This window comes from Halalkalibacter suaedae (assembly GCF_017939705.1).
GTDB classification, from domain to species: domain Bacteria; phylum Bacillota; class Bacilli; order Bacillales; family Bacillaceae_D; genus Halalkalibacter; species Halalkalibacter suaedae.
Map to the genome: position 1 here is coordinate 362,214 of NZ_JAGKSQ010000002.1, position 22,619 is coordinate 384,832.

At 38.5% G+C, this 22,619-nt stretch carries 21 protein-coding genes, 1 other RNA gene, 1 pseudogene and 1 riboswitch; of the genes and pseudogenes, 19 read left to right on the forward strand and 4 right to left on the reverse strand.

The window, feature by feature from the left end; translation table 11 throughout:
* Position 1 precedes the first annotated feature (1 nt).
* The 5 genes from J7W16_RS05910 (at position 2) to J7W16_RS05930 (ending at position 5,927) form a co-directional block, all read left to right on the forward strand.
* A complete protein-coding gene (locus tag J7W16_RS05910; protein ID WP_210596350.1) occupies positions 2–1,177 on the forward strand; it encodes a M20 metallopeptidase family protein in 1,176 nt (391 codons plus the stop codon).
* Positions 1,170–2,207: a homoserine dehydrogenase gene (locus J7W16_RS05915; protein WP_210596351.1), complete on the forward strand. Its 1,038-nt coding sequence runs from the start codon at positions 1,170–1,172 to the stop codon at positions 2,205–2,207. The genes J7W16_RS05910 and J7W16_RS05915 overlap by 8 nt, the downstream gene beginning before the upstream one ends.
* 18 nt (positions 2,208–2,225) lie before the next feature.
* A complete protein-coding gene (locus tag J7W16_RS05920; RefSeq protein WP_210596352.1) occupies positions 2,226–3,656 on the forward strand; it encodes an aldehyde dehydrogenase family protein in 1,431 nt (476 codons plus the stop codon).
* Positions 3,657–3,686: 30 nt separating this feature from the next.
* Complete coding sequence (locus J7W16_RS05925; RefSeq protein ID WP_210596353.1) at positions 3,687–4,883, forward strand: M24 family metallopeptidase; 1,197 nt, start codon at positions 3,687–3,689, stop codon at positions 4,881–4,883.
* 120 nt (positions 4,884–5,003) lie between these two features.
* Positions 5,004–5,927 carry a DMT family transporter gene (locus J7W16_RS05930; protein WP_210596354.1) on the forward strand — a complete coding sequence of 308 codons (924 nt, stop codon included), beginning with the start codon at positions 5,004–5,006 and terminating at the stop codon, positions 5,925–5,927.
* 469 nt (positions 5,928–6,396) lie between these two features.
* Here J7W16_RS05930 and dapA read toward each other — a convergent pair whose 3' ends face one another.
* The gene (gene dapA / locus J7W16_RS05935; protein WP_210596355.1) at positions 6,397–7,284 is read right to left on the reverse strand and encodes a 4-hydroxy-tetrahydrodipicolinate synthase; all 888 of its coding nucleotides are present in this window, start codon (positions 7,282–7,284) and stop codon (positions 6,397–6,399) included.
* 130 nt (positions 7,285–7,414) lie between these two features.
* Positions 7,415–7,594: riboswitch (Lysine riboswitch) on the reverse strand.
* A gap of 109 nt (positions 7,595–7,703) precedes the next feature.
* On the reverse strand, positions 7,704–7,907 hold the full coding sequence (locus J7W16_RS05940) for an aspartyl-phosphate phosphatase Spo0E family protein (RefSeq protein WP_346726906.1): 204 nt from the start codon (positions 7,905–7,907) through the stop codon (positions 7,704–7,706).
* Between the two features lie 215 nt (positions 7,908–8,122).
* Between J7W16_RS05940 and J7W16_RS05945 the strand changes: the two genes are divergently transcribed.
* The gene (locus J7W16_RS05945; RefSeq protein ID WP_210596356.1) at positions 8,123–8,839 is read left to right on the forward strand and encodes a YhcN/YlaJ family sporulation lipoprotein; all 717 of its coding nucleotides are present in this window, start codon (positions 8,123–8,125) and stop codon (positions 8,837–8,839) included.
* 42 nt (positions 8,840–8,881) lie between these two features.
* Here the strand turns inward: J7W16_RS05945 and J7W16_RS05950 are convergent, their stop codons facing one another.
* Complete coding sequence (locus J7W16_RS05950; RefSeq protein ID WP_210596357.1) at positions 8,882–9,448, reverse strand: hypothetical protein; 567 nt, start codon at positions 9,446–9,448, stop codon at positions 8,882–8,884.
* Between the two features lie 443 nt (positions 9,449–9,891).
* On the opposite strand from J7W16_RS05950, the gene J7W16_RS05955 reads away from it, so the two are divergent.
* Entirely contained in the window at positions 9,892–10,092 is a 201-nt protein-coding gene (locus tag J7W16_RS05955; RefSeq protein ID WP_210596358.1) for a cold-shock protein, read from the forward strand.
* Between the two features lie 135 nt (positions 10,093–10,227).
* On the forward strand, positions 10,228–11,313 hold the full coding sequence (locus J7W16_RS05960; RefSeq protein ID WP_210596359.1) for a M42 family metallopeptidase: 1,086 nt from the start codon (positions 10,228–10,230) through the stop codon (positions 11,311–11,313).
* Positions 11,314–11,388: 75 nt separating this feature from the next.
* Here J7W16_RS05960 and J7W16_RS05965 read toward each other — a convergent pair.
* Positions 11,389–11,924 (reverse strand): annotated as a pseudogene (locus J7W16_RS05965) (D-glycero-alpha-D-manno-heptose-1,7-bisphosphate 7-phosphatase).
* Between the two features lie 301 nt (positions 11,925–12,225).
* Here J7W16_RS05965 and J7W16_RS21875 point away from each other — a divergent pair.
* From J7W16_RS21875 to J7W16_RS06020, 11 genes are all read left to right on the forward strand, one after another.
* A complete protein-coding gene (locus J7W16_RS21875; protein WP_246879868.1) occupies positions 12,226–12,864 on the forward strand; it encodes a cell wall hydrolase in 639 nt (212 codons plus the stop codon).
* Positions 12,865–13,016: 152 nt separating this feature from the next.
* Entirely contained in the window at positions 13,017–15,296 is a 2,280-nt protein-coding gene (locus J7W16_RS05975; protein WP_210596360.1) for a DEAD/DEAH box helicase, read from the forward strand.
* A gap of 6 nt (positions 15,297–15,302) precedes the next feature.
* Positions 15,303–16,553 carry a ribonuclease H-like domain-containing protein gene (locus J7W16_RS05980; RefSeq protein ID WP_210596361.1) on the forward strand — a complete coding sequence of 417 codons (1,251 nt, stop codon included), beginning with the start codon at positions 15,303–15,305 and terminating at the stop codon, positions 16,551–16,553.
* Positions 16,554–16,871: 318 nt separating this feature from the next.
* The gene (locus J7W16_RS05985; RefSeq protein ID WP_210596362.1) at positions 16,872–17,192 is read left to right on the forward strand and encodes a spore coat protein; all 321 of its coding nucleotides are present in this window, start codon (positions 16,872–16,874) and stop codon (positions 17,190–17,192) included.
* Between the two features lie 71 nt (positions 17,193–17,263).
* Positions 17,264–17,758 (forward strand): spore coat protein, encoded by a 495-nt coding sequence (locus J7W16_RS05990; RefSeq protein ID WP_210596363.1) that lies wholly within the window; start codon positions 17,264–17,266, stop codon positions 17,756–17,758.
* A gap of 71 nt (positions 17,759–17,829) precedes the next feature.
* Positions 17,830–18,393: an SLOG family protein gene (locus tag J7W16_RS05995; RefSeq protein ID WP_210596364.1), complete on the forward strand. Its 564-nt coding sequence runs from the start codon at positions 17,830–17,832 to the stop codon at positions 18,391–18,393.
* 87 nt (positions 18,394–18,480) lie between these two features.
* Entirely contained in the window at positions 18,481–18,783 is a 303-nt protein-coding gene (gpsB, locus tag J7W16_RS06000) for a cell division regulator GpsB (protein WP_210596365.1), read from the forward strand.
* Positions 18,784–18,795: 12 nt separating this feature from the next.
* Entirely contained in the window at positions 18,796–19,191 is a 396-nt protein-coding gene (locus J7W16_RS06005; protein ID WP_210596366.1) for a reverse transcriptase-like protein, read from the forward strand.
* Between the two features lie 63 nt (positions 19,192–19,254).
* An RNA gene (gene rnpB, locus J7W16_RS06010) (RNase P RNA component class B) lies at positions 19,255–19,642 on the forward strand.
* A 116-nt stretch (positions 19,643–19,758) separates the two neighbouring features.
* Positions 19,759–20,901 carry a THUMP domain-containing class I SAM-dependent RNA methyltransferase gene (locus tag J7W16_RS06015; RefSeq protein ID WP_210596367.1) on the forward strand — a complete coding sequence of 381 codons (1,143 nt, stop codon included), beginning with the start codon at positions 19,759–19,761 and terminating at the stop codon, positions 20,899–20,901.
* Positions 20,902–21,113: 212 nt separating this feature from the next.
* Complete coding sequence (locus tag J7W16_RS06020) at positions 21,114–22,616, forward strand: spore germination protein (RefSeq protein WP_210596368.1); 1,503 nt, start codon at positions 21,114–21,116, stop codon at positions 22,614–22,616.
* Positions 22,617–22,619 lie beyond the last annotated feature (3 nt).

The window sequence follows — 22,619 nt, forward strand, 5'->3', positions numbered from 1 at the left end:
GATGATTTCACTTTTACGAAAGTGGAGAAGGCATCTCCATCAATTTCCCGAGCTGAGCTTTTGTGAATACGAAACAACAGCTTATATTATTAATCAAGTGAAAGACCTACCTGGGATAACTATTGAAACAGGAAAAAATGAAATTGGGATTGATACTGGAGTACTTGTGACAATTGGAAATGGAAGAAAGCCTATTATTGGCTTGAGAGCTGATATTGATGCATTGCCAATACAGGAGCTTAATCAACATTCTTATTGCTCCTCTTTCGATGGTGTGATGCATGCTTGTGGTCATGATGGGCACACGGCGATGTTAATAGGAGCAATATATCGGTTATCTGAACTATACGAAAAGGATTTTCTAAATGGCACCGTTAAATGCCTATTTCAACCAGCAGAAGAAACAGAAGATCAATTTGGAAAGACAGGTGCCCAGTATGTACTTGAATCAAGTGCTTTGGATGATGTTGAATCAATTATTGCTCTTCACCTAGATCCAGAGATTCCTCTTGGAGAAGTGAAGCTGAAGGAAGGTGTCGTTATGGCTAATGTTGATACCTTTCAAATTACGGTTCGTGGGACTGGAGGACATGGGGCTTATCCAGAGCAAACAATAGATCCAATTTGGATTAGTTCACTAATGCTCCCTGCTCTTTACAGTATGACCAGTCGTAAACTTTCTGCATCTGATCCGTTTGTTTGTAGCGTTTGTCAGCTAAATGGCGGTACATCGACGAATGTTATTCCTAACACGGTTACATTAGGTGGAACGATTAGAACTTACTCGGATCACGCTAGAATGATAATTTCAAAGGAATTAAAGAGCCTTGTTAATAGCTTCACGCATTTAGGAGCATCTATTGAAATAATGGTCCATCACGGTGAGCCAGCTTTAGTTAATGATCGGGATATGGTAGCCATTTTAAAAGAAAGCATTCAAATCGTTTATCCAGATATGCGTATTCATAATCAAACTTACGGAATGGGTGGTGAAGATTTCAGCCATTTCGCTCAAGTCATTCCAGGGGCTATGATGTTTTTAGGGGCAGGGATTATTGATGTAAATACAAGCTTGCATCAGGCATCCTTTGATTTCGATGAACAATCACTTGTTTACGGAATGGAGACACTTGTACATTCCGTCTTACTTCGTTTAAGGGGTGATCAACATGCATAAGCTCGCATTAATTGGTTTTGGTGGGGTTGGGCAAGGATTTGTAGAGATACTCAGTCAAAAAGAACAGAAGCTAGAAAAGGATGATTATTCATTTTTAATCGTTTCGATTTGTGATCTTTACAAAGGCTCAATTCATCACGATAAGGGGTTAGATCTAGACAGAGTCTTAGATTCGATCAAAAAAACAGGAACACTGGAACTTTATCCCGATTCTGATGAGTTAATACGTGGATGGTCTAGTCAAGAAACGATCAAAAAAACAAATGCAAAAACGATCATTGAAATGACTTATACAGATGTCGATACTGGGCAACCAGCTATTAATCATTGCGAGCAGGCCTTTAATCAAGGGAAAAATGTTGTTATGACAAATAAAGGTCCTGTTGCATTGGCTTATCACTCATTAAACCAACTAGCGAAGGAAAAGGGAGTGCGTTGGTTATTTGAAGGAGCTGTGATGAGTGGTACTCCTGCAATACGATTACCTCTAACAACATTAACAGGAAATGATATTTCGGAAATAAAAGGAATCTTAAATGGTACAACTAATTATATTCTAACGCAAATGGAAGATGGAATGAGTTATAAAAGTGCTTTAAAACAAGCTCAAAAACTCGGATATGCTGAAGCTAATCCTAGTGCAGATGTTGATGGCTTTGATGTGCTATATAAAGTATTGATCTTAGCAAATGTTGTTCTAGGAATCCCTTTAAAACGGGAAGATGTAATCGTTGAGGGGCTCTCAGCTCTTGATAGTGAAGCCGTTATTGAAGCGAAAAGTAATGGTGATCATTGGAAGTTGATTGGTAAGTTAAAAAAAACAGAGAATGGACTTGAAGCATCTGTAAAGCCAGAAAGATTGTCTAGCAAAGATCCGCTCTCGGCCATTTCAGGTGCAACCAACGCTATAACTTATACCTGTGATTTGTCAGGTCCGGTTACCTTAGTTGGAGCAGGTGCTGGTATTAAAGAAACAGCTTTTGCCGTTTTAATTGACTTAATTGAGATTGAAAGAAGTGAGCGTTTATAAGGAAAGGTGGGGAGTAATATGGAATGGGTAAAGGAAAAAATGCTCGTTGGCGGAACTTGGAGAAAAGGTGTTCAATCCCTAGCTGTGTATGACCCAGAAAGCGGTAAGAAGATCGCAGAAGTACCAGCAGCAACAAAGGATGATGTTCAGACAGCTGTTTTTTCAGCGAAGAACGGAGCTGCTATAAATAAAAAACTCCCTATCCACGAGCGTTCTCGTATTTTACAAGACACGGCAGCTTATATTAACACTCATTTTGAGGTCTTTGTTCATACAATTATTTCTGAAAGTAGCAAAACAATCAAAGAAGCTCGCAAAGAGGTACACAGATGCATAGAAACGCTACGTCTCAGTGCAGAAGAATCAAAACGTCTGCAAGGTGAAACGATTCCATTTTCTCAAATTCCTGGACACGAAAACCGAGTGGGGTATGTTTGTCGTGATCCGATCGGAGTTGTTGCCGCAATTACACCATTTAATGATCCGTTAAATTTGGTTGCCCATAAAATTGGCCCAGCGATAGCTGCAGGGAATTCAGTTATTGTTAAACCATCGACATTGACACCCTTAAGTACAATTCGCTTAGCCGAAGCTTTTTTACACGCTGGCTTACCAGCTGAAATACTATCTGTGATCACAGGAAAAGGTTCAGAAATTTGTGATGTTCTTGTCCAGCATGAGGATGTACGCTTCGTATCGTTTACAGGTGGGTATGAGACGGGGAGATCTATTTTAGAAAAAGCAGGTGTCAAAAAGACTGCGATGGAGCTCGGTTCTAATTCACCAACCATTATTTTAGCAGATAGTAACATGGAGGAAGCCGTTGCTGCTACTGTTGCTGGGGCATTTGGCGTTGCAGGTCAAAACTGTATCAGTGTTCAGAGAATCTATGTGATCGATTCAATCTATTCAGAATTTATTAAGCAGTATACGAAAGAAACGAAAAAATTAAAAATTGGCTCTAAAATCGATGAAAATACTGATATCGGACCAATGATTTCAGAAAAAGAAGCAAGTAGAGTGGAAAACTGGATCCTAGAAGCTGAATCTGCTGGAGCCGAATTGTGTTGCGGTGGGAAACGTGTTGGAGCCTTTCTTGAACCAACCGTTTTAACAAATGTGCCTGATTGTGCTTTAATTTCAAAAGAGGAAGTTTTTGGCCCAGTTGTCATAATTAATCCAGTTTCTTCATTCAATCAAGCAATTGAGCTAGCTAATGATAGTAGATTTGGACTACAGGCCGGTCTTTTTACATCAAGTATAGATCTGGCCTTTCAAGCAATTGAGCGGTTAGACTTTGGAGCAGTTATGATCAATGATAGTAGTGATGTCCGGATAGACAGTATGCCATTTGGTGGTGTAAAACATTCAGGTATTGGCAGAGAGGGGGTTCGTTATTCGATTGAAGCAATGACCGAGCGTAAAGTCGTTGCGTTTCGTCTTAACTAAACAATGATATCGTGAAAGAAGGTGAGGAGTTTGTTTGCACTAGCAGAGTATCGTCAGCGTTTAAACTCACTGAAAAAACGAATGGTCGATGAAGGGGTGGATGTTTTACTTGTTTCAAACCCTTCTAATATGTATTATCTATCTAATTATTCTGCTTGGAGTTTCTATGTTCATCAAATGATGATTATCACTCTAGAAGACGATCAACCCTTATGGATCGGTAGACAAATGGATGCATTAGGGGTTTCGAAAACGACATGGCTTGATGATCAACATATTATCTCCTATCCAGATTATTATGTTCAATCGAAAGAAAGGCATCCAGTTGATTTTGTTACGAATATTTTGACAGAAATAGGGCAAAGCAACAGAGTGATTGGAGTTGAAATGGATGTTCACTATTTCACTGGTTTATGTTATGAACGTCTAAGGGCAGGCTTACCAAATGCAACGATAAAAGACACTTCGAGTATTGTAAATATGGTGAGATTGATCAAATCAGATCAAGAAATTGACTATATGAGAAAAGCAGCAAAAATTGTAGAGAGTGCAATGCATGCGGCTTATGATTCAATTGCAGTCGGAACAAGAGAATGTGATGTAGCTGCCGCCATTTATTATGCTCAAATAAAAGGAACACCAGAATATGGGGGTGATTATACGTCGATTGTTCCAATGCTCCCAACCAATGAGAATACTTCTTGTCCTCATTTAACTTGGACAGATCGCAAGTATGAAATTGGTGATTTCGTCACACTTGAACTTGCAGGTGCTTATAAACGGTATCATGCCCCGATGGCTAGGACGATGGCAGTTGGTCAGGCTCCCTCTCGTGTTAAAGATCTTGCTTTAGTTGTGGAAGAAGGAATAGAAACAACGCTTGATGCAATAAAACCTGGAATACGCGCAGAAGAAGTTGAACAGGTTTGGCGGAATACGATAGCTAAATATGGCCATCACAAAAATTCTAGACTTGGGTATTCTGTCGGTTTGAGCTTTCCACCTGATTGGGGCGAGCATACAATTAGTTTAAGACCAGGAGATAAGTCGGTTTTACAACCTAATATGACATTTCATCTGATGCCAGGAATTTGGTATGAAGATTACGGAGTAGAAATAACTGAAACGATTCTAATCACTGAAAAGGGAGTGGAAACGTTAACTAAATTCCCGAGAAGCTTGTATGAGAAAATGGATCATCCTTTTGTAGATAAATATTCGTCTTAATGAGCCATAAGGGTACTAACCTTTATGGTTCTTTAATGTGAAAAATAAGGATAAAATCCGTGACCATTGTTTGTCAGAGTGATAAGATACTACAAAAGAGAGAGGAGTGGAAGGTAGTACGTGAAACAACAATCAGTTTTATTTACTTATGGTCTTGTATTTTTTGTCATGATCCTCTGGGGAGTAAATGTTGTCATGCTAAAAGTATTAGTCGACACGTTTCCGGCAACAACTATGACTTCATTTCGCATTATGACTGCTGGTATTGCTGCAACAGCCATCCTACTAGTAACGAGGAATATGAGAAGGTTAACAGCAAAAGAGTGGAAGTATACGATTCTTGGAACCGTTTTTGGCGTTGTTGCACATCATTTTTTTCTTGCGGAAGGACTCACACAAACTGGTGCTTCAAATGCTGTTCTAATTCTTGCACTATTGCCATTAACGACCTCGGTGCTAGCGATTTTAATGTTAGGGGACCGGTTAACAAAATGGCGCTTCCTTGGAATCGTTCTAGCTTTCATTGGTGTACTCTTTATTCAAGGTGGGGCGGGTTCATGGTCAATTGATCGTGGTGAGCTCTATATTTTTGTCGCGATGCTTGTGCAAGCAATTAGCTTCATTTATATAAAAAAAGCAACGGCTACACTTGATTCAAGGCAAATGACTGGAATGATGCTTCTGATTGGGTCACTTGGATTATTTGGCGTAAGTCTTTTGCTTGAGCCTGGTGGAACACAAGCTATGGTCGGTGCACCGCTTAGTGTATATGTGATCTTTTTTATTTCTGCCATTTTTGCTACGGCTGTTGGCCATTTTCTGTTTAATGGAGCGATTGAACGAATAGGGGCAGGACAAACGGCAATTTTTAATAATTTCGTCCCATTCTTCGGGTTACTAAGTTCTTCTATATTTCTCAAGGAACAAATTTATTGGTACCAGACATTTGGATTTCTCTTTATCGTTATTGGAGTCTTATTCGGAACGGGTTATGTTGAAAGAGCCATTTTAAAACGTCGAGTCTCACATCAGAAAAGTGCATAACAGTGGTGGGAAAAAGTGTCTGAATTGACTATAAGTCGAATAAGATAGATAGTGTATGGACACCGCTCCTGAAATATACTTCGCTTTCCGCGGGAAGCCGGTGAGCCTCCTCGTTTGCACTGCGGGGTCTCACCTTTGGCTTTTACATCCCGCAGGAGTCTACGTATATTTCATCCGCTAAGTGCTTGCTTTCTTTGCTATCTCAGAGGACATATAGAAAATCAGTTCTCTAATACTGATGCAAATGCGTAATAGCTAAAATTTTCATCCAAATATATTAAGTTGCTTTTATTCGTTGGCTTGAAGTTCCAAAAAGGTAGTTATTGTCACTACATGAACATCAATTCTCCGTCATCTATGAAAAAGAGTCCAATTTACTTGAAAACCCCTTTGAGAATTTGATTTCTCAAAAGGGGTTTTGTCTATAGTAAAAGAAGGTGTCGTTTTGACACCTTCTTTTTGTTTTTATTTAGCTCACGAAGAAATTCATTGTTGGATGTACAACGGTTTGTAATTCATGTTGTTGCTCAGCTGATAAAGGGAGTAGAGGCAGTCGAACTGAACCAACACGAATTCCCTTCATTTCTAGAGCTGCTTTGACCGGAGTTGGATTTGGAGCAATAAATAAATTCTTCATAACAGGTACTAGTTGGCGATGCTGCATTGCTGCGGCGGCTACTTGACCTGCCTGATAATTACGTACCATTTGCTGCATTTCATTGCCAATAATATGAGAAGCAACAGATACGACACCCACACCGCCAATTGCTAGTATTGGAAGGGTTAGACTGTCATCACCACTGTATAAAGAGAAGCCTTCAGGGGCATGCTCAATAATTGAGGCCATTGCGTCTAAATCTCCACTTGCTTCTTTTGTTGCAACGATATTAGGTATTTGTGCTAGTTCTAATGTCGTTTCAACACTCATATTTACTGCACTTCGACCAGGGATATTGTAAAGCATCACAGGTAATTTTGTTGCCTGTGCAATTGCACTGAAGTGTGCATACATACCTTCTTGAGAAGGCTTATTATAATATGGAACAACTAGCATAACGGCATCGACACCAATGGCTTCCGCTTGTTTGGTTAATTCAATAGAAGCTTGTGTGTTATTAGATCCAGTACCTGCAATGACAGGTACTTGTCCGTTAACGGTTTCAACAACTGTCTGAAAGAGTGTCAGCTTTTCGTCTGTTGAAAGGGTAGGGGATTCACCCGTTGTTCCTCCAACAACTAGAGCATCAGAACCGTTTGCAATAAGATGATGCACAAGTTCCTTTGTAGCTTCCTTATCAAATTGTCCATGTTGATTAAATGGTGTTACCATTGCAGTAATTACACGTCCGAAATTCATCCTATTCACCCTCAATTCATCAAGTTTTCTATACGTCACGGGCTACTTTTGGAAGGCACAAAAAACAACAATGAGGTCTCGACTCATTGTTGGATGGTTAGCAAGGCAATACAAGCAAAACCAAATCAATGTGTGAGATAGCCCTCCATATAGCATGTGCTATATGACAGTCCTGTTCTTATTCAAAACAGTCCCAGCAAATGGGTTATGAGTATCCATTTACTTCGGCAAATACCCCTTTTAACATGTTTCACGAGAGCTCATACTCTTCCGCATGTTTACTAATGATCTTTGCACCTCTACCCTCACTTCAAATTTTAATGAAGTAAGATATTTCTTAATTGTGTCTACCTTATCAAATGTAATGATTGAATGCAATGCTTTCGGAACAATTTTCCGATATTTCTATATCGTTTAGCTTATTTATTGAGTTTCATTTGGACTGCATTGAGCAACTTGTCCAATTCTTGACTGCATTGGACAGTGATCTCGGAAGTAAAGCCATATTTTTTAGCGGAGGATAGCATTTCAGACCGTTTTTCTTCTATCTTAATCATTATCATTTTATTTTTCACTCCATTACTGACATTCAAACAGTCGAGAAATTGTATGTTGTGATGCATATGGAGGAAAATCTTGGTCCCGTCTGTTCAATAAAGATTATAACCTAAAGAAATTTGTTGAAAAGTGTTTCTGCTAAATTAGTCAAACTTAGTAAATAAAAGTGCAAATTCGACAACAATTACATCATTTTTCCCCATTTGGTCAAAGCTTTTTTAAGCTCTAATGTTTGAAATCCCTAGTGTTTTCTCACACTAAGTGAAGGAGGGGATAACCAATGAGACAGTATGTTGTTTTCGCAGTGGCCGTCCTATCATTGAGCGGATGTGTGATACCACAAGATCAACCACTAGGATCGAATGCAGATCCTAATCGAGGATACAATCATTTTGGTGTTCAAAATGTACGGTCTTATGAAGGGCCATTAAGTGATTTAATGGTTCCGGATGCTGCTCCAAACGGAATAGGAAGTACAGCACAAGAGATCTTACGTAATAAAGGAGAAACGTCCCAAAATTATAATTTAAGCATGAGCCATGAAGGGATAAACAATGCTGGGTCAAGAATTTTAAGCAACAAACCTGGCATCATTAGAGATAAACCCGCACATCAAAATAATCCAAACTTAGAAAAACGACCAATCAGAGAAAAATCTCAAGTATTACAGAGTGAATTAAAAACAGAAAGAGCGATTGAACAAAGAGTTGAACAATTTGCAGAGGTAAGAGATGCCCATGTCATTTCAGATGGTAATGTCTACGTTATTGGTGTTGAGTCAACAGAATCTGATCGAGTAAGCTTGATACAATCAATTGAAAAAGAAGTAGCAGGTATGGATGAAGCAGAAATCTACATTACAACGAATCGTCGAGTTATTAATCGAATTAAGGCATTGGAACACCATATTAGTCTTCCGCAGCCATTGGAATCAATTGGTGGTGCAGTGGCAGAAATGGTCGATTTAATTGATGACACTACAAATCATAGAAGATAATTTTAACAAAACCCCAGTCCGAGAAGGCTGGGGTACTTCGTTTTAATGTAATCCGTATTCTTCAGTGATTGATAAATACTCTCTTTCCATTAGTTTATGTGATACGACAGCATTCTCATAGTGAACTCGAGCATTTGTGACAACTATTGGGTGAATGGGTTCAGTTATTTCCATTAATACTTTTTCAAGTGCATCAATTTCAACGAGTGTAGCTACATGAACATGATGAAACCCTTCAAACGCTTCTGGTGGTTGAAAGGTTAAAAAGCTCTGACTTTGTCTTTTAAGTTCTTGAATCGTTGCTAGAGCCTCATCAATGTCATTGGCCGTTGGTGCACCGACCTCAAATAATCGAACGGTTTTTTCCAATAAAGTAGCAGTTTCACTAATATACGATCCTGCTTGATTAGCGTAAGAAGTTAATTCGGGATTAGTCATTTGATCTTCATTCTGGTCAGCATTGTTCGCCCGTTGTTGAAAGCCGTAGTCTTCGTCAAATTGCTGAACTTCAACATCCTGAACAATATTTTCTTCAGAATCGGTTTGACCACAAGCGGATAAGGGTATAAAAACAAGTCCACTACAAATAATAAAAGTAAACTTTTTCAATGTATTTAACCTCCTGCAAGTATGTTAAGTTTAGTATGAGGGTCAAAAGGAAAAAGTATGCATCAATGGATTGAACTGGTGAATTTTTGTTGATCTTTCTAAATCAACCTTGCAATTTTAGGATATCTAGGGTATAGTATTGTTAACGGTTGAGAACAACAGGTAAGCGCTTTTCATTCGCTGGCGCGGTCAAGGAACCGCAAGGATGAACGAGAGGCAGGGCTTTCATTGTCTGAAGATTGATCAATTGGATCCTTATATTTACCCTTAATATATATTTTGGTTATCAATAGTTACACTGTAAGAGTTCAGTATTCACATGTTATAAGGGATATTCACTCCGAACCGTGGTTGATGCTCCTTATAATATGTGAATTTTTATTTACCACGTAAATACGATTGCATATTAAGAAAATTTATTTAAAAGATTGGGGTTTTTGTACATGCAAACTGGTACAGTTAAATGGTTTAACGCAGAAAAAGGATTCGGTTTCATTGAAGTAGAAGGCGGAAATGATGTATTCGTACACTTCAGCGCTATCACTGGTGAAGGTTTCAAATCACTTGACGAAGGTCAAGCTGTAGAATTTGAAATCGTAGACGGCGACCGTGGACCACAAGCAGCTAACGTTGTAAAGCGTTAATTTGCTTCAGATAAACACTATCTCTTTTGAGATAGTGTTTTTTTCGTGATGTGATTAAAAGGCAGGCATAGTTATTTCGTTTTTCTAAATATAAGTTATAATACAACTATACTTGTTTAAGGAGTTGACGTTATAATGTACGAATTACTAAAAGAATTGTCCCAATTACATGGTCCTTGTGGTCACGAGCAACAGGTTTCCTCTTGGATTAAAGATAAAATAGCCCCGATGGTCGATGAAGTTTACATTGATCCAATCGGAAACGTTATCGCAAGGAAAAAAGGTAATAAACCAGGACCTTCAATAGCAGTGACTGCTCATATGGATGAAATCGGTTTTATCATTAAAAAAATTGAAAACAACGGGTTGCTACGTTTTGAAAAGCTAGGTGGACATGATGATCGTATTCTATTAGCACAGCATGTTCAGTTGCTAACTATAAGTGGATACCTACACGGAGTCATTGGAACAATGTCGGCTCATTTTGTTAAATTTGATGATCCGAATAAAGTCAGAAATCATCGTCAGCTATACATAGATATCGGTGCAAAAAGCAAAGAGGAGGCGGAGCAATTAGGTGTAGAAATTGGCCAGACAGTGACTTGGCTACCGTCAATTGATTATCTTGGAAATAAGGAAACAGGCAAACTTGTTGGAAAAGCATTTGATGATCGTGCAGGCTGTGCAGTCATTATTGAAGCTTTAACAGAGCTGCAGGATGAACCTTTTTGCGGAGAACTAATCGCTGTTTTTACAGTTCAGGAGGAAGTAGGGTTGAGAGGAGCACAAGTAGCGGCTCAACAAATTAATGCAGATGTCGCCATTGCTCTAGACACTACTGCAGTTAGCGATACTGTGGAAGAAACAATGGATCAAAGTCTAGCTTTAGGTGCGGGAACCGGAATTAAGATTATGGACTTTAGCTTAATCTCACATCCTGCAGTCAAGGACAAGTTAATTGAAATAGCAAAAGAACAAAAAATTAATTATCAGTTAGAGGTATTTCCTGGCATCGGTACGGATGGAGGGGCAATGAGTTTAGCTAACAAGGGTGTTCCAACTGGAGTTCTCTCCATTCCTTCCCGTTATGCACATAGCCCAGTTGAAGTTATTGATCAAGAGGATTTACTCGCAACAAAACATCTATTGAAACATTTTATTCTTTCTTTGAGTGAAAGTACGGCCTTTCCATTTGTGCAACCAAATCGTCCCACTGTTTAAAACTAGAGAATATTTGTAAGTACAAAAGGATCGTAACGACCTTTTGTACTTTTTTATTTAGTACGAGCTACACAATTAACTCATTTCTTTTAGATTGGCTATTATCCAAGGGGCTGCCTCCTGTAACGTAGAAAAATAAGCATCTGCTTCGAATGAATGCTCCTGACCAATAAAAACAGTTTTGCATCCTGCTTTTCTTCCGGCTTGTATATCTGGTTCGCGGTCACCGACCATGATGCTTTCTTTAAGGTTAATATCATGCTTTTTGGCAAGATCTATTAGCATTTGTACCCCTGGTTTTCGACATAAGCATCCTGCTTGAGGCTTGTGTGGGCAATAAGCAATATCATCGATGTATGTTTCTTCGCTTTTTAATTGGTTTCTCATTTCTAGATGAATTTTCTCGAGAGCTTCTTTCTTCATATACCCCAGTCCAACTCCACCTTGATTTGTTACAACGAAGGTTGGGATTTTCGCTTCATTAAACTGGCGAATTGCCTGGCTTACACCATGCAATAAATGAAACTGTTCCGGCTTGTTAACAAATTTAACACGTGAGTTAATACCTCATTTATGACTCCATCTCGATCTAAGAAAACAGCTTTTCTCATCTTTACCTCCTCAAACTTTTTACCATTTACTATGTTATTAAAAATGTCCTCTTTTTAAAGCTTTTATGTAGAGTAAGTGGAGGCTTTGTGGAAGGAGGGATCATCTATTTGTTAGATTTAAAACTACACGATAATGTATTTACCCATCTTCATCGTAATCTAAACCATAGATAAAAAAATGACGAACAAACTATTTCCAAAATCTAGTATGCAGAAGGGTATATATTTGACATTCCTTTATGAGATTGATAGATTGGCACACAGACCTAGGGCATACTAACATGACAAGGATGTGGATGTTTTGAAGAAACTTGTACTAGCTGTTATTACTGTAACTTTAGTAATAACGTTAGCGTATAACAGCTCAGAAGCAGCTGAAGTAAAACCAGCGAAGCTAGAAAGATCTATATTATCCGAAAGTGATCTTTTTGATGAAACGATTGACCTATTAACAGGTGAGAATCATTTTGTCGATAATATTAACGAGATCTTTCCAGAACCAATTTTGAAAATTACTAGTAATAGTGAAAGTGAAATTGAAAAAGTTGAATTTGTAGAAGCAAAAGAAACAGAAGAGACACAAAAAATAACCGATATAGAGTATGACCTCCTTGCCCGATTGGTTGTATCTGAATCAAGAGGTGAACCGTATTCTGGTAAAGTTGCCGTGGCTAATGTTGTTTTAAAACGAGTGGAGTCAAATGAATTTCCGAATACAATCAGGGAAGTCATCTATCAGCCCGGTCAATTTCAGGTCGTTTCAAATGGATTAATTGACCGTCGTAAACCTTCAGAGAAGTCCAAGACAGCTGTAACGGAGGCATTAAATACAGACAACGGTGATGCATTATATTTCTATAACCCTGAAATCGCGACAAATAGGTGGTTGGATCAATTAACAACCGTTGAAGTGATTGGTGATCATACATTCAAAAAATAGCTTACAAAAAACTAAAAAAACCGCAGAGGGCGGTTTTTTTAGTTTTTTTAGTAATTATTAGCAATGATTATTTACTGCTTCACGCTAGCTAATAGTAGAAAAACAAACAAACATTCGCTACAATAAAGAGAGAAGAAAATGAGGTGTAACGGATGTTTAAAAAGAATTTGGACCAGCTTTTACATGAATTTCGAACAAATGATCGGTACAAGGAAGCAATTGTACATTGGCGAGAACTTGAGGCAGTTGAAGCCAAAAGTGTCGATTTCCCTTTGGACTTAGATATACGTATCCAGCAGGCACTCCGTCGCAGAGGCATTGGCTCCCTTTATTCTCATCAATACGAATCATTTAAAATTACACAAAAGCAAGAGAATGTGGTTGCTGTAACTCCAACGGCTTCAGGAAAAACATTATGTTATAATCTCCCTGTTCTTCAAGAAATCTCAGTAAACGCAGAGAGTCGTGCTTTATATCTTTTTCCAACGAAGGCACTTGCACAGGATCAAAAAAGTGAAATAAATGAAATAATTGAAGAGATGGGAATGGACGTGAAATGCTTTACAAATGATGGAGACACAGCTCCGAATATCCGTCAAGCTGTTCGAAAAGCAGGACATGTCGTCATTACTAATCCTGACATGTTACATTCTGCTATTTTACCCCATCATACAAAGTGGGTTGCTTTCTTTGAAAATTTAAAATACATCATTATTGATGAACTACATACATACCGAGGTGTTTTTGGTAGCCATGTAGCGAACGTGATTCGAAGGTTGAAACGTATTGCACGGTATTACGGCAGTAACCCCACCTTTATTTGTACATCAGCAACAATTGCTAATCCAAAAGAACTAGCTGAAGAGTTAACCGGTGAATCAATGCGACTAATTGACAAGAACGGTGCACCGAGAGGAAAGAAGCACTTTCTCTTCTATAATCCACCTATTGTTAATAAGCCTTTGAATATCCGTAAAAGTACAACAGTAGAGGTAAATGAATTAGCGAAAACCTTCTTGGAAAACCAGATACAGACAATCGTATTTGCGAGAAGCCGTGTGAGGGTTGAGATTATTCTAAGTCACCTGCAGTCTCTAACGAAAAAACAAATCGGTCCGAAAACAATACAAGGATATCGAGGCGGATATTTACCTAAGCAAAGAAGAGAAATTGAACGTGGCTTGAGGAGCGGAGAAATTATTGGAGTTGTAAGTACAAATGCACTTGAGTTAGGAGTAGACATTGGCCAGCTACAAGTTTGTATTATGACAGGTTATCCAGGTTCAATTGCTAGTGCGTGGCAACAAGCGGGACGAGCCGGTAGAAGACAGAATGAATCTGTCATTGTTATGGTGGCAAACTCTACTCCTTTAGATCAATATATCGTATCAAATCCAGATTATTTCTTTGACCGCAACCCTGAATCGGCTAGGATTAATCCAAATAATTTAATTATTTTGGTTGACCATTTGAAATGTGCTGCTTATGAACTTCCTTTTAAAAAAGATGAGACTTTCGATGGTGTAGATATTGAAGATATTTTAGAGTTTCTGACAGATGAACAAGTTCTTCATCATCGTGCTGATAAATGGTATTGGATGAATGATGCTTTTCCTGCACATGGAATTAGTTTGCGATCAGCATCTCAAGAAAATGTGGTCATCATTGATCAAAGCGATGTTGCTAACCCAACTGTCATTGGAGAAATGGACCGTTTTAGTGCAATGACTCTTCTTCATGATGAAGCGATTTATCTTCATCAAGGAGTCCAGTTTCAAGTTGAATATTTAGATTGGGATGAGAAAAAAGCCTTTGTCAGAGAAGTCGCTGTTGAATATTTTACAGATGCCAATTTGGCTGTTCAATTACGTGTACTAGAGGAAGACCAATCAACCAATGTTTCTAAGGCAACAATCAACTACGGTGACGTTATGGTCAATGCAAAAGCGACGATCTTCAAGAAAATCAAACTATCAACCTTTGAAAATATTGGATCAGGGCCTATTCATTTACCTGAAGAAGAGCTTCATACAAATGCGATGTGGATTCAATTCTCAGAAGAGTTAGTGAAGAAGTTTGGCGAGAAACGATTCGAATCAGCCTTGACAGGGTTGGCTCAACTCCTCCAACAAGTTGCACCTGTTTATGTAATGTGTGATCAACATGACTTACATGCTGTCCCGCAGATGAAAGCAGAGCACACGGAGTTACCGACAATCTTCTTATATGACCGCTATCCTGGAGGAATCGGTTTAGCAAAAGATGTTTACCGCAATTTGTCTGTAATTTTAAACCAGGTCAATAATTTAGTGACAACATGTACTTGTGAATTAGGGTGTCCTGCTTGTATTGGCTCTGAAAATAGCGAAGGTAACGCAAAGGCTTTAGTTCGTCGCTTTATTGATCTCCTTTTAAATACGAAGGAAGGATGATCCCAAATGCTAAAAAATAAATTAGCTAGAATGAAAAAACATATGGGGATTGAAGAAAAAAAAGATAAGGAACCTAAGATAGAACTTGCTCCATCCGAAACCCGTACAGAATCACTTCCATTTGAGAAAGAGTGGGCCGAAATAGGAGCGTTTCCGTTTTGGTTTGAAGATCAGTATATTTGGATCCGTGAAAAAAGCTATCCACTGTCCGACTTCCATGGTTGCTATCAATACAAGCAACTCATTTCGGTCGTTTCTCGTTGGCAGAATCATAAGTATTCGCACTCTTTATCAGCAAAAGATCGTCAGCCTGAAGATCTTATTTTCTTTGATACAGAAACAACCGGTCTAAGTAGTGGTGCTGGAAACACTATTTTTTTGCTTGGTTATTGTCAATTGAAACATGATCGTATTATTGTAAAACAATATTTTCTGCCAGGTCCTGAGGCAGAGGTTGCATTGTATCACTATTTCTTAACTGATGTCGGCTCGACAGGTAATCTTGTTACTTATAACGGAAAAGCTTTTGATTGGCCACAGGTTAAAACGAGACATACTTTTGTCCGGGAGCAAGTTCCTAAATTACCTAAGTTTGGCCACTTCGACTTGTTACATGCCTCGAGGAGACTTTGGAAGGACAGTCTACCATCATGTAAGCTCTCAATTGTCGAGAAAGAACAGCTTGATGTCAATCGTGTTGAGGATACACCAAGTTATCTGGTGCCGATGCTATATTTTGATTATCTGCACGATCCTAATCCTGAATACATCCAGGGAATACTTGATCATCATGAATGGGATGTTCTTTCATTAATGAGCTTGTATATTCACTTATCATTACTAATTTTAGGGGAGTTGAAGGCTTCAAACAAGGAACGGTATGAAATTGCCCGCTGGTATGAAGCGATTGGAGAGAGAGGAGCATCGACTCTTCATTATAAAGAGTTAATCGATTTAAAGGATGGAATTGGAGCAAGTAGCTTAGTAGCGTATGCAAAAATTTGTAAACAAGAACAACGTTTCGAAGAGGCCCTTGACATGTATAAGAAAGCTGTGGAAGAAGAAGCTGTTCGATTTGAAGCAGCTGTTGAATGTGCAAAACTTCTCGAGCATCAATTCAAAGACCCTCAGCAAGCATTAGTTTATACTGAAATTGCTTTTGGAACTTTAAGGGAAGAAATATTAGAAGAAGAACTGGTTAAAAGAAAAGAAAGATTGGAAAGGAAATCTCATGTATTTCCTGGGGAAGCGCAATAACTAACAAAAATCAACAATTAAATAAATGAAATATGGCAAAAACATGTAAATTCTAAAAAACGATTGTCATTTTGTGTTGAAGCAATTAAAATATGGTCGATATATGAAGAATACGAAAGATGAGTGATAACGATGTATCGAGCAATTTTACTAATGTTTTTTGTGATGATCGGCTTAACGCTATTTATTATGACCGGATTACGAGACGGGGCTATTTTATAGAAATCTTCCTTAAGAAATAGGTAGAGTAACTAGTACAATTATTCTGATTACATCATAAGTTATAATGACTCAACATTAAAAAGGAGGAATTAGCTTATGCATTGTTATCCAAGACCACATGTATGTAAAATGCCAACTACAACACGAGTATTACCTGCTCGAGTTGCTCCAACACAGCAGAATATTATCGAGAAAACATGTGAATATATTGTACCAGAAATTTATCCTACACACACTCATAACATTACTAATCATGTATATAAGCATGTGAAAAGCTTTCCGCAAACGTATTCTGCTAGTCAAACAATTGCTAATCAGCAATTTGTTGTTCCACCAGGACCGCCAAGACCAGTACCAGCACCACCGGCATATGGTCCTGTAGCAGGAGCAGGATTATTTGGGCGTAGATTTAGGTAACTGTCTAGGACATTAGCTGGATGCAAGACATAGGGTAATAGTGACTTAACTATTTAAGGAGGAGTTAACCTATGCATTGTCAACCAAAACCAAATTACTGCAAGCTACCAACAACAACTCAGGTGTTACCAACTCAGGTTGCACCAACTCAACAAAATATTATCGAAAAAGATTGTGAGTATATCGTACCCGAAGTATATCCAACTCATACGCACAATCAAACAAATCATCTTTATAAGCATGTAAAGAGTTTCCCGCAAACGTACTCGGCAAATGAAACAATTGCTAATCAGCAATTCGTTGCACCACCAACACCACCGAGACCAGTACCAACACCGGGATTCGGTCCACAAGTAGCAGGTGCACAAACAGGTCCAGCATTTGGTCCAACACCAGGATATGGTCCACAAGTAGCAGGTGCACAAACAGGTCCAGCTTATGGTCCAACACCAGGATACGGTCCGACACCAGGATACGGTCCGACACCAGGGTATGGTCCACAAGTAGCAGGTGCAATGTCACCACATTCTAAAGGCTGTGGCTGCGGTTGTAACGGTAAACGTTAATGAAGGAATTCATGAGCGAGCTGATTGACTCAGTTCGCTCTTTTTTGTTAAATCAAGGCTGAGGTGAAAATATGAAGGTTATAGCCGTAACGGGATATAAATCACATGAATTAGGAATATTTGATCAAAAACATGACGGCATTTATTACATAAAATTAGCTCTCGAACAAAGATTACGATCGCTTTGTGAAGAAGGGTTGGAATGGGTCATTATTAGTGGGCAATTAGGTGTTGAATTATGGGCAGCAGAGGTTGTTTTTGCTTTGAAAGAGGAATTTAAACAACTTCAGTTGGCTGTGTTGACTCCATTTCTTGAGCAGGAGGAACGCTGGCAGGAAGCTGCAAAATCACATTATCTTGAGATTTTACAAAAGGCTGATTTTGTTGACAGTATTACAAAACGCCCATATGATGATCCTGCACAATTACGTCAAAAAAATGAATTTATTATTATGAAGGCAGAAGGTTTGCTGGTGCTCTATGATGAAGAAAAGCCAGGGTCACCACGTTTTTATTTAGATATCGCATTAAAAAGACAAGAGAAAGAACATTTTCCAATCTTGTTCATAACTCCGAGTGATTTAGATATACTTGTTCAAGAGGAACAGTTTAATAGGGTTGATTATTGGGAGTAATAATATCAAATTGACAAGTCAGCAGATTTTTGGAAAAATAAAAGAGAAAAGTTGTTTTATTTTTCTGGATAAGAAGAGGTGGAGTAAGTGAATCAAGATATCCGTTTTACAACAAAGCAAATATTAGAAAAAGACTTTAAAACGAGTATGAGAGGCTATAACCCAGATGAGGTTGATAAGTTTTTAGATGCTATTATTCAAGATTACGAGGTTTTCTATCGCAAACTCGAACAATTGGATCAAGAAAACAATCAATTGAAGCGTGAATTGAAAAAAAACGCAGAGCGAGCTCAACGACAAAGCCCTGTGCAAACAGCTGGCAGCACTAATTATGATATATTACAGCGTTTATCTAATTTAGAAAAGCAGGTGTTTGGCAACAAACTTTAAAGGAGTTTAGAAATGGTTCATGTGTATATTGATGGAGCAAGTGCTGGTGACCCTGGACCTTCTGGAGCGGGTGTACTAATTAATTACAAGAATGGAGAGGTAGAACACCATTCATTGCCACTTGAGGACATGTCGAATCACGAAGCTGAGTATGAAGCATTGCTTTATGCCCTACATTTGTGTATACAGAAGGAAATTAAGATGGCTTCTTTCCGAACGGATTCTAAACTAATTGACGACGCAATCGAGAAACGCTATGTAAAGAACAAAAAATTTCAAGCCTATCTAGATAAAGCCTTGTTACAAATTGAACAATTTGACTTGTTCTTTATGAAATGGGTTCCTAGCAGTCAAAATAAAGCTGCTGATGCCCTAGCGAGACAAGCGATACAAAAGTCCAGGAAATAATTCCCTGTTGCCTCAATTTGTTTAACGCGGTATAATAACAAATGTCGCTTATGACATATTTAAGCATTCAGGTGACCGCTGCACGCATTGCGTGTAGAGGAAAGTCCATGCTCGCACGGGCTGAGATGCCCGTAGTGTTCGTGCCTAGCCAATTCATAAGCTAGGGTAGTCTGGTTTCGACTGGACTAACGGCAAGGGAAGCACCTACGTCTTTTATAGATATGGTGTTCTACCTTTGAAAGTGCCACAGTGACGTAGTCCATTTGGAAACGAATGGAGTGGAACGCGGTAAACCCCTCGAGCGAGAAACCCAAATTAGGTAGGGGCATCTTCTCTAATGGAAATGAACAAATGAGAAGGACAAGAGTGATCTTGTAGATAGATGGTTGCCACCGGAGTACGAGGTTCATCACCGTTTGCAGTACTAAGGTACAAAACATGGCTTATCGAATGCTTAAATGATGACAAAGACCCCTTTAGAGGGGCTTTTTTTATTTAGATATAATTTGTCATGTGATAGCAGAAACTTTATAATAGAAGGAATCACTGTACATAAGGAGTTTTATCATGGGAAAAGTAACATTAATTGCAACATCAACAATGGGCTTAGAAGCTCTTGTTGCCCGCGAGGTGAAAGATTTAGGATATGAAGACATCCAAGTCGATAACGGGAAAGTAACATTCACAGCTGATGCTTCAGCTATTCCTAGAGCTAATCTATGGCTTCGAACGGCAGACCGTGTGAAATTAAAAGTCGGAGAATTTAAAGCATTTACGTTTGATGAATTATTCGAAAAAACAAAAGCATTACCATGGGCTGATATCATTCCAATGGATGCTGAGTTTCCTGTTATCGGCAAATCAGTGAAGTCAACTTTATATAGTGTGTCTGATTGCCAAGCCATTGTCAAAAAAGCCGTAGTAGAAAGTATGAAAACCAAATATAATCAGAACTGGTTTGACGAGGATGGTCCTTTTTACAGGATTGAAGTAGCTCTTCTCAAAGATGTCGTAACACTGACAATCGATACGAGTGGAACGGCTTTACATCGACGGGGATATCGCTATTTGCATAATGAGGCTCCATTAAAGGAAACGTTAGCTGCTGCAATGATCATGCTAACACCTTGGAAACCAGATCGTCCTTTTGCGGATCCCTTTTGCGGATCAGGTACGTTACCAATTGAAGCAGCAATGATTGGACAAAATATCGCTCCAGGCTTCAATCGTGACTTTGCATCAGAGGACTGGCATATTGTCGGAAAAGACCATTGGGATAAAGCACGGCAGGAGGTTGAAGATGTTGCCAATTATGATCAACCATTAGACATTCTTGGTTCAGATATTGATCACCGAAGTGTAGAACTCGCAACCAATAATGCAATGGAAGCCGGATTCGGAGATCTAATTAAGTTTAAACAAATGCAAGTGCGAGATTTTCGTCATCGTGGTGAATATGGTATTTTAATTGGAAACCCTCCCTATGGTGAACGATTAATGGAAAGACCAGAAGTAGAGGAAATGTACCGCGATATGGGTAAGACCCTAGATCTCTTGGATACGTGGTCTGTTTATATGTTAACCTCACACGAAGGTTTTGAAGAGCTTTATGGGAAAAAGGCAACAAAGAAACGAAAGCTGTATAACGGAAACCTTAAAGTCGATTATTATCAATTTTTCGGACCACGCCCTCCTAGAAAATCAGAATAAGCCCAGTTTTTCATTTTTAATTCATTATAGCTAAAATAAAGATAGATCTCTCTAAACTATTGGAGGGATCTTTTTTTGTATTAATTACAGAGTTCATAGAAAGAAATTAAGGAAAATTAACGTTATTAAACCAAAATTAATTATGTATTTAGAATGAAAAAGTGATTTCTAACAAAGTCTAAAGATACAAATTCAATTTCAAAGGTGATTTTATGTCTTTTTTTCATAGGAAATATAAAGAAAATATAAATTTACCTGGTTCTCTCGACAAATTACTAGAGGAGAGTAGCTTTGACCAGAATATCCAATTAATAAAAGACACCTATCACTCAACGATTAATAAAGATTTTGTCTGTCGGGAATTCACGATGAAACAGTCATCAAAGAAAGCCATCCTGTTTTTTTATAAATCAGCGGTCAATAGTCAGCAAATCGAGGATAGCATTATTCATCCACTACAGACAATTGAAGGGACAGAGATCCAGTCAATTGCTTCGGTATTTACTGTTGCAACCGTTCGTTACCTAGATGAATTGGTTGGTAAGCTGAATGAATGTGATGTGATCCTACTAATTGATGGATACAAAGAAGCGTATACATTTTCGATTTCACAATTTCAGCATCGAGCGATAGAGAAACCAGCAAATGAAGGTCTAATTAAGGGGCCAAAGGAGGCATTTACTGAATCTCTTCAAGTAAATCATTCTCTATTACGTAAACGAATTTACAATGAAAATTTTGTAGCTGAATCGATATCAATCGGGAAACGTTCAAAAAGTAATGTATCAATCATGTATATAAAGAACCTTGCTAATGAGGAGGTTTTAAAAAAGGTAAGGGACAGACTAGCGAATATTAATGTCGATAACGTCCGAACGGTTGAATTGCTTGAACAATATATTGAAGACCGGGTGTACTCAGTCGTGCCAACCTTGCTCTACACAGAAAGACCTGACCGTGCTGCAGCTCATATAGATGATGGATATGTTGTTCTAATGATGGAAAACTCCTCAGCATGCTTGATATTACCCGTTACTTTTTGGTCCTTTTTTCACGCACCAGAGGATCATTATTTACGGCTCCTTTTCGGAAACTTCACGAGACTTATTCGGATGGCTGCATTTTTCATCACTTTATTTATTTCTAGTTTGTATATAGCTGTTACGAATTATCATAGCGAGATGTTGCCTCCAGATCTTTTATTTGCCATTGCTGCCTCACGTGAACGGGTACCATTTCCAGTAGTATTTGAAGTGTTACTGATGGAGTTTGCATTTGAATTGATTCGAGAGGCCGGGTTACGAATTCCCAGTCCGCTCGGCCCAACAATTGGAATCGTTGGAGCCTTGATTCTTGGTCAAGCTGCGGTTGAGGCAAATATTATCAGTCCGATTATTGTCATTGTTGCTGCACTATCTGGTCTATCATCCTTTGCAATAACCGATGTTAGTTTCAACTTCACCCTAAGGATTTCAAGATTTATCTTCATTTTTTCTGCAACCATATTTGGAATTTATGGGTTAACTGCCTGTTTTTTATTGTGGCTCATGTATTTAACATCTGTAACTTCATTTGGAGTGCCTTATTTGGCTCCACTTGGACCAAAGTATATTTCATCAAAAGATACATTGTTTCGAGGGGCTCTTCATAAGGAGCGTTGGAGACCTGAGCATTTAAAGCCAAAGGATTTAAAAAAGAATGCTACACGTAGGTGATCC